Below are 8132 nucleotides of genomic sequence, written 5' to 3' on the forward strand. Positions count from 1 at the left end.
TCCATAGCGGTGACCTCTGGCGATTAAATACACCATCATCATGCCTTCAGCCACCACAACAAGGGAAGACCCATATATATACAGTATTAAGCGAAGGGAAAAAACGATGAAGTTCATTCCTGCAGTATCAGAAGCCAGCATAGTAAAAATTCCTTTGTTCACAGAGCGATGCCCTGCGGGTTTTCCGTCACCGGCTGCGGACTACACAGAGTCTGAACTGGATCTGAATGAGTACTGCATTCACCGGCGCCACTCCACCTATTTTGTCAGGGCGATTGGCAACTCAATGACTGATATTGGCCTCTATTCCGGCGATCTGATGGTCGTGGATAAAGCAGAACAGCCGAGGCACGGGGATATTGTTATCGCGGAAATTGAGGGTGAATTTGCGGTAAAACGCCTGCTTCTGACGCCGCGGCCAGCCCTGCAGGCGATGAACCCGGACTTCCCTTCCCTGTACCCGGATCCGGAAACGCTGCAAATTTTCGGCGTGGTGACGGCCTTCATTCATAAAACCCGGGGGGCAGACTGATGTTCGCCCTGGCCGACGTCAACTCCTTCTACGCCAGTTGCGAGAAGGTTTTCAGGCCGGATTTGCGCGGCAAACCTGTCGTCGTTCTCAGTAACAACGATGGCTGCGTTATTGCCCGGAGTGCTGAAGCCAAACGGCTGGGTATAAAGATGGGAACCCCCTGGTTCCAGCTCAAAGAGGCGCAGTTTCCTGAAAAACTGTACGTTTTTTCCAGCAACTACGAGCTCTACGCGAGCCTGAGTAACCGTGTGGTCGCCCTGCTGGAAGAGCTGTCGCCCCGCGTCGAACAATACTCAATTGACGAATGTTTCCTGGATGCCCGGGGAATTGGCCACTGTATGGATCTGGAGGATTTTGGCAGGCAGCTGCGTGGGCATGTTCTCAGTGGAACCGGACTGACGATCGGTGTCGGCTTCGGCGCCACAAAAACACTGGCCAAATCGGCGCAGTGGGCGTCAAAAGAATGGCCACAATTCAGGGGGGTGCTGGCGCTGTCGCCCGAAAATCCACGCAGAACGGCAAAATTACTCAGCCTGCAACCGGTGGAAGAAATCTGGGGCGTGGGGAACCGGATAGCGAAAAAGCTGCACGTTATGGGGATCACCACCGCTCTGCAGCTGTTGCTGACGAACCCCACATTTATCCGGAAAAACTTCAACGTAGTGCTGGAGCGCACGGTACGTGAGCTGAACGGCGAGAGTTGCATTTCACTGGAGGAAGCGCCGCCGCCGAAACAGCAGATTGTCTGCAGTCGCAGCTTCGGGCAGCGGATCACCACCTACGAAGAAATGCGCCAGGCCGTCTGCCAGTATGCCGAGCGCGCGGCGGAAAAGTTGCGCGGTGATCGACAGTACTGCCGGCATATCAGCACCTTCATCAAGACATCCCCTTTTGCGGTTAATGAGCCGTATTACGGTAACGTGGCCACGGAAAAACTGCACACCCCTACCCGTGACACCCGGGACATTATCGCGGCAGCGGTCAGGTCTCTGGACAGGATCTGGCTCGATGGCCACCGCTACGCAAAAGCGGGGATAATGCTCAATGATTTCAGTCCGAACGGCGTCGCGCAGCTGAATCTGTTCGATGACGTGCAGCCACGGCCGCACAGCGATGCGCTGATGAAGGTACTCGACGGCATTAATCATTCCGGACTCGGGAAAGTCTGGTTTGCCGGACGGGGTATTGCGCCGGACTGGCAGATGAAACGGGAGATGCTGTCACCGGCATATACCACCCGCTGGAAGGAGCTGCCGGTTGCCCGTTTCTGACCGTCGAAATGACAGACGGGACTTGCCGCAAGAGCTTACTTTACCGATCATACAGATGACTTGTCTCAGGGGGGAACCATGACAAATATCATTCTGTGTGATGTGACTGCCAGCATCAGCGAACTTAAAAACGATCCGGTGGCCACCGCCAGTGCCGGCGGCGGCTACCCGGTCGCGATTATTGACCGCAACCGCCCTGTTTTTTATTGTGTGCCCGCGGCTCTGTATGAACAAATGCTCGATGAGCTGGACGAAAAAGACCTGGTGCAAATGATAACAGAACGTCAAAACCAGCCGCTGCGTGAAGTGGATCTCAATCAGTATCTGTGATGTGCTCCGGTGCGAGGAGCAAGGAATGTATTAAGCCAATGTTAAGGAACAATATGGGTAGCAAAATCGCAGGTGTGCTTTTCTTATACTTCGCTGTCTGGGGAATGGCTTCAGTGATTGAATTGCAGTACTGGCGTAACGCTGATACCTATCCTGTCTGGCTGACAAAACATCTCCGGATCTCTCCTGAAAATAACGACAAGAGCCTGATAAGGATAGAAATGGAAACCTTTGACAAGGTATGTGGTGATAAAAGGGGCCTCCTTGCCGTCACCCAAAAACAAAACGGTATGTTTATGCGCTGTGATGATTCCCCCGTTTTTTTTTCATGGTTCAGCGGCATTTACAAAGTCAATTAATCAGATAACGTGTTGCACTTTCAATATGTTACCCACATGGTTATCCCCCGTTACTGTGGGTAATCAATATATTGTGTCTCTGGCAGCTGCTTTTCCTACCATATGTTGTCCCTGCCCGTTCTATTTTGTGATCGGACAGTGTGAAAAACGACATCACAGTGGAGACGCTGCTGACGGGATGATGTTCATCCAGGGTCGTAAGATCGGCCGGTACTGGTTACCCGCCGGACGAAGGGCCGGCCAACGCGCAGCGTCGGTAGCTGGCTTTAAAAATGCTGGCGGAAATTTAAAGATGAAGCCGCATACTCTGCGAAATTTTGCAAATTTCACTCAACATGCTTCGTTCAGATCCCAACAGAGCTTTCACCATCGCCTGTAACAGCCGTCCTGCTGCGTGATTACTCCGCTCAACGGGTTGCTGGCGACAAGCCAATACCTGTTCGTGACAGGCATTGATTGAACCGTTGTCCCTAACTAATAATGTGCCGACGATGCAGGTGGGACCGTGGTCCCAGGGAGATAACCTGACCGGCGATACAGGTGGGACCGTGGTCCCAGGCAGATAAGCTGACAGACGATGCAGGTGGGAACGTGGTCCCAGGCAGATAAGCTGACAGACGTCGCAGGTGGGACCGTGGTCCCAGAGAGAATATTCAGGCCAGTTATGTTTTCTGGCCTGTGAGAAAGGAAATGAAGTAAAGGGAGATCACCGTAGACTAAAGCGTGTCCGCATCAGACTCCTGGTTTCTCAAGCTCCTTAAGAATGGCTTCTATTTTCTCTATACACTCCGCAGGAATGCGGGACCTATCCAGGTTAAGCACCATTTTATCGCCCTTATACAATGCTGTTGCCCCTGGAGCAAACTGATGACGTGAGCTCAGATTAACTCTTGATGCGGGAGATTGTTTCAGTACGGATGTTAAAAGACTAATGACCTCTTCAGCTTCAAAGATTAGTCCCGCTTTCTTCTGATCGTGGAGAGTCTCAGCCTGCTGCTTCAGTAATTCTTCTTTATCTGCAAAAGCCTTCTGAAGGGCTTCACCTGACCGGGCAGACAGTTCTCCAGGATGTGCAAACAGGGCAACAACGGATTTAGGCAATTTGGCCGTATTGATACAGCGGGTAATGATCTTACGAGAGATGTTTTCCGCATCGGCAAGCGCAGAAATATTTCCTGCAAACTCATTCTGCAGCCGGCTTGTATAACGCAGGCCACGTTCATAAGCACTCGTCGGCCGATAATCGTTACCCAGTCGGGACAATGCAGCCATCTGCTCATCGTCCAGTTCGCCAACCAGAACGCGATAATCACTTTCCGTCAGGATTGCGGCTTTACGGCGACGGCTGCCGTCTGCAATTTCTATGACATCAGAAACCCGGCGGCCGAAAGCTGGAGTCTGCTGACCGGTCAGTAAAAATGAAGGAATGAGATCATCCAGAGCATCTTCGGTAAGTAGTTCCTGATCGCGCTCATTGCCTGACCATACGCGTGAAGCGCTCTCAACAGAGTCTCCCCGGAGCACCTCAAGGGTAAATTTTACTTCCCGTCCACATACCGGAAGAGAGATTGCATTACCGCGGGCCATAGCACCCACGCGCGCAATTAATGAATCCACCATCGGCGCGGCCGGCGCCGGTGATGAAGTATCTTCAGTCGATTGAGTATGTGTGGTATGTCTTGGAATGACAGGAGCACGCTTCATTATCTAATCTCCCAGCGTGGTTTAATCAGACGATCAAAAATCTCATTGCAAACAGGCTCCCAGATAGAGAGGGCATTACGCCAGGCACCGGTTGAAGAACGTTGATCAATAGCCTGTTCAAAAACGGTTCTCATACGGATCTGACCTTTACCGACTTCATCCGTTTCGCGCACAACATTTTTAAGGACCATGCTTCCCCAGGCATCCCGAATTTGTTCTTCCATCCACGGGGACTGTGAGCCATTATTATTACTGTATTTGGTAAGCAGAATACGGACATCTGGCTCGAAGCCTTTAAGATCCACGTTCTTAAGCAGGTCACGAAGCATATCGAAAAACTGCAGTGCGGAGGTGTAGTCGAACAGCTCTGCCGGAGTAGGGACAATCAGAACATCAGCAGCGCATACAACATTTATCGTACCGATACCAAGGTTGGGTGCACTGTCGATAACTATCACGTCATAATCATGAGCGACAGTTTCAATGGCCAGACGGAGCATCAGGTGCGGGTCAGCAGGTAATTTGCCTTCGTCAAATTTCCCCATCAGCTCGGTTTCAATGCGGTGCAGTGCCAGACAGGACGGGATGATATCAAGGCCAGGCCAGCAGGTGGGCTTTATAGCGTAGCTGGCGTCATCCTTTTCCCCAAGATAAAAGGGCAGGAGAGTGTCCTCAGCATGAATATGAAGATCGGGCACCCATCCGTGATACATAGAAGCAGTTCCCTGTGGGTCATTGCCTTCAACAAGCAGAACACGGAGTCCTTTCAGAGCAAGATCCTGAGCCAGGTGAACGGATACTGAGGTTTTGTAAACACCACCTTTGTGAGCTGCAACGCCAATCACCGGCGGAAACGCATCTTCAGCACGGCGCAGTCGTGTACCAAATACATCCCGCATGTGATTGATTTGTTCGATGGTATAACCAACGCGTTGCTCAACTCTCCCACGGGTTTCCATATCAGGGTGCGGCAGCCGGCCAGCTTTCTCGGCATCCCTGATAGCCTGAGATGACACGCCAACTAAATCTGCCGCTTCACCAATCCTCCAGCGCCGGGTTATTTTCCGGGCTTCCGGACTGTCATCATTAAACTGTGCAATGGCGATTGCTTTCGTCATTTCATGACCAGCACTTATGCACTGGTTGAGTGTATCCATGAGTCCCATACTGAACATCCTTTAATCATCACTTTGCATTATTTTATTAAATCTTGGAATTTATTGCAAAGCAACAATAAAATCGCAAAGCACACGAAAAAGTGCAAAGTGAACCACATTGGGTAATGAAAGAACGCAGGGGATTACAAAAGAGTACATACCGCAGTCAATATTAATCACTGCCGCTCGCCGCAGTAAGCGATCTCACACAGTGAGAAAGCGGCGAGGAAGCGGAAAATCACAGAACTCACAGATTGCACGTACGTCGGGTTGCTAAAGATGACTCGGGATCAGCCAGTTATAATGAAATTGACTGCGGTATGTAATATATTGACTATGGTATGATGCTTACCGCATCTGTAGGAAAGACGACTCAGCATACCGTAGTCAATGTTTCATTGTTGTACCTGTAGATCTCAATCTTCCAGAGCGTATTCAGGAAAATCAGGCCAGGGTTCTGGATATCTGGTGTGGCGCTTCCGGCCTTGTATCTGGGTTATTCATGGTCTCGATCCAATAATTGATCCCAAGGAGATCATAGTGAGATCCAAAAGAGATCCCCGGATCGCTCCAGCATGCGCTGTAACTGGCTTTAACGTCTGTCTGGATCGACTGCGGAATGTAAAATGTTGACTGTTATATGCATAATCTAATACTGTGATATGCAACGGTATTTACTGAGGTATGTATATCCGTTGACTGCGATACGTATTACTACATCCTTTTGTGGATAACCGTTGAGGATCAAGATGACGAGCGAAAATAATAGCTTACTTCTGAACCTTCAGGAAGTTGATAAGACAACCGGTGAAGTTGTTAAGCTGGATGTCAACAGCACCAGTACCGTGCAGCCCGTAGCGCTCATGAGACTCGGTCTCTTCGTCCCAACTCTGAAATCAACAGGGAAGAGCAAGGCGAAGCGGAAAAACGTTACAGACGCGACTGAGGAGCTTGTACAGCTGTCCATTGCCAAAAGCGAAGGATACACTGACGTTAAGATCACCGGTTCGCGTCTTGATATGGACACGGATTTTAAAGTCTGGCTGGGGATAATTCGCTCCATGTCGGAGTATGGGGTAAAAAGTGACACCCTGGAACTGTCGTTCGTCGAATTCGTTAAGATGTGCGGATTTGACTCCCGTCGTTCAAACAAAAAAATGCGCGATCGCATCAGTAATTCCCTGTTTAAACTCGCCTCGGTTACGCTGAAGTTCCAGAGCGAGACCAAAGGATGGACCACTCATCTGGTGCAGTCAGCCTACTATGACATCAACGAGGATATCGTTGAGATCAAGGCTGAACCTAAGCTGTTTGAGCTTTACCACATGGACAGAAGGGTACTTCTGCGGCTGAAAGCCATTGACGCCCTGCAGCGCAAGGAATCAGCCCAGGCGCTTTATACCTACATCGAAAGTCTTCCCCAGAATCCTGCACCTATTTCCATGAAACGGATGCGTGACCGGCTGAATCTCACCTCAAATGTCTATACGCAGAACCACACGGTGCGTAAGGCGATGGAGCAGCTGCGGGATATTGGTTATCTGGATTACACCGAGTTTAAACGTGGCCGAGCCACCTATTTCAGCGTGCATTATCGCAACCCCAAACTCATCAGTGGTCCTGTGAAGGTTCCGCGCAAAGAGGAAGAAGAGAAGGCGCCAGAGCAAAATTATGACGAAGTCATTAAGGCGCTGAAGGCTGCTGGCATCGATCCCCTTAAACTGGCCGAAGCTCTCTCAGCGATGAAGCCAGAAAATTGACTGCGATATGCATAACATGACTGCCGGATGCCGCTAAGGACATTCCATTGATTGTGATATGCATCACGCATACCGCAGTCAATATGTGTTCTCCATCATGTCTGCCATGATCGAACAATATTGACTGTCATATGTGATTTCAGGCCGTGATACGCAGATATTGACTACGGTATGCGGGTTTGACGGCGGTATCCCCTGGTCTGTGCACTGCTCAGGCATATACCAGAGGAGGGCGCTCACTTCCGGCGCCAGGAGGTAAGCCGGCGTGGCCCCTGTTGAGGTGGCCATCCGCCGAAGTGCCACCGCGGTCGCAAAATCAACGCCCGGGGCGATCGGCAGCAGGGAGACGCGTTCTGGTGAATTCTGCAGGGGAATGATGCTGTTCATGAGTTATTTTTCACGTAGCGCACGACGGGTTTGGATAGAACTATTCTGGCCTGAAGCGGCAGATCCTGCCATGACAATAAATCGCAGCGCGCGGATCCTTTTATTGTCTTATCCCACATTATTGCGGGTAAAACCAAATACGTAAAGGATCCTTTTTCAGCATCGATCCACGCAGAAGCCAGTCACGACGCGGGCTGAGGGGCGTTTCACGGTTTTTGGGAGAAAATGGGGGAATGCCAAATGATCTTGAAAACTTACAAAGATAAATTGAATCTGCTTGAGAAGGTCCTGTGCTCAGACATGTGTTTATTCCGGCAGCAACAAAGATGACTATTTCAGGCGCTTCTCTATTAAAGCTCAAGAATATAAGGACGTATTTTGAACGATGGGAAGTTTTTACACACCACAAGTGGGTAAAGGTTAACACTGGAATCGTTTCCTTAGCACCAACCTAAAAACATTATTCATAACTTATGGTTCGAAGAAATCATATGCATCTTTTGAGTTAAATTTTAGACATGATGAGGTGAAACTTCAATAAAGAAGCTCATGGAAATGTAAATAGACCCGCTTTAGTTCCATACACTTTTTGAGCTCCCGGGCTGGTAATGTTGTTGACGATATTCCTCCGG

Annotated in this window: 7 protein-coding genes and 1 pseudogene; 5 read left to right on the forward strand and 3 right to left on the reverse strand. The window is 50.0% G+C overall.

Annotated elements, in window-relative coordinates:
* The first annotated feature begins 106 nt into the window (after positions 1 to 106).
* The 4 genes from umuD to V3W49_RS22115 all read left to right on the forward strand — a co-directional run bounded on the left by umuD (position 107) and on the right by V3W49_RS22115 (position 2492).
* Entirely contained in the window at positions 107 to 532 is a 426-nt protein-coding gene (umuD, locus tag V3W49_RS22100; protein WP_500148118.1) for a translesion error-prone DNA polymerase V autoproteolytic subunit, read from the forward strand.
* Positions 532 to 1803, forward strand: a complete 1272-nt coding sequence (locus V3W49_RS22105) for a Y-family DNA polymerase (RefSeq protein ID WP_500148119.1) — start codon at positions 532 to 534, stop codon at positions 1801 to 1803. Before umuD ends, V3W49_RS22105 begins: the two co-directional genes overlap by 1 nt.
* A gap of 78 nt (positions 1804 to 1881) precedes the next feature.
* Positions 1882 to 2133 (forward strand): type II toxin-antitoxin system Phd/YefM family antitoxin, encoded by a 252-nt coding sequence (locus tag V3W49_RS22110; RefSeq protein ID WP_004182043.1) that lies wholly within the window; start codon positions 1882 to 1884, stop codon positions 2131 to 2133.
* A gap of 53 nt (positions 2134 to 2186) precedes the next feature.
* Positions 2187 to 2492 (forward strand): hypothetical protein, encoded by a 306-nt coding sequence (locus V3W49_RS22115; protein ID WP_500148120.1) that lies wholly within the window; start codon positions 2187 to 2189, stop codon positions 2490 to 2492.
* 732 nt (positions 2493 to 3224) lie between these two features.
* Here V3W49_RS22115 and V3W49_RS22120 read toward each other — a convergent pair.
* Positions 3225 to 4196: a ParB/RepB/Spo0J family plasmid partition protein gene (locus tag V3W49_RS22120; RefSeq protein ID WP_000817038.1), complete on the reverse strand. Its 972-nt coding sequence runs from the start codon at positions 4194 to 4196 to the stop codon at positions 3225 to 3227.
* Complete coding sequence (gene sopA / locus V3W49_RS22125) at positions 4196 to 5362, reverse strand: plasmid-partitioning protein SopA (protein WP_000523812.1); 1167 nt, start codon at positions 5360 to 5362, stop codon at positions 4196 to 4198. The genes V3W49_RS22120 and sopA overlap by 1 nt, the downstream gene beginning before the upstream one ends.
* A gap of 740 nt (positions 5363 to 6102) precedes the next feature.
* Between sopA and V3W49_RS22130 the strand changes: the two genes are divergently transcribed.
* Positions 6103 to 7113: a RepB family plasmid replication initiator protein gene (locus V3W49_RS22130; protein ID WP_500148122.1), complete on the forward strand. Its 1011-nt coding sequence runs from the start codon at positions 6103 to 6105 to the stop codon at positions 7111 to 7113.
* Positions 7114 to 7320: 207 nt separating this feature from the next.
* Here V3W49_RS22130 and V3W49_RS22135 read toward each other — a convergent pair.
* Positions 7321 to 7500 (reverse strand): annotated as a pseudogene (locus tag V3W49_RS22135) (tyrosine-type recombinase/integrase); the annotation flags it as partial.
* Positions 7501 to 8132: the final 632 nt, after the last annotated feature.

The sequence above is a fragment of the Rosenbergiella sp. YN46 genome, from assembly GCF_036620675.1.
GTDB lineage: Bacteria > Pseudomonadota > Gammaproteobacteria > Enterobacterales > Enterobacteriaceae > Jejubacter.

Excerpts from the sequence above, each read along its gene's own strand:
- umuD (WP_500148118.1), top strand. The coding sequence starts at position 107 with ATGAAGTTCATTCCTGCAGTATCAGAAGCCAGCATAGTAAAAATTCCT.
- V3W49_RS22105 (WP_500148119.1), top strand. The coding sequence starts at position 532 with ATGTTCGCCCTGGCCGACGTCAACTCCTTCTACGCCAGTTGCGAGAAG.
- V3W49_RS22110 (WP_004182043.1), top strand. The coding sequence starts at position 1,882 with ATGACAAATATCATTCTGTGTGATGTGACTGCCAGCATCAGCGAACTT.
- V3W49_RS22115 (WP_500148120.1), top strand. The coding sequence starts at position 2,187 with ATGGGTAGCAAAATCGCAGGTGTGCTTTTCTTATACTTCGCTGTCTGG.
- V3W49_RS22120 (WP_000817038.1), bottom strand. The coding sequence starts at position 4,196 with ATGAAGCGTGCTCCTGTCATTCCAAGACATACCACACATACTCAATCG.
- sopA (WP_000523812.1), bottom strand. The coding sequence starts at position 5,362 with ATGGGACTCATGGATACACTCAACCAGTGCATAAGTGCTGGTCATGAA.
- V3W49_RS22130 (WP_500148122.1), top strand. The coding sequence starts at position 6,103 with ATGACGAGCGAAAATAATAGCTTACTTCTGAACCTTCAGGAAGTTGAT.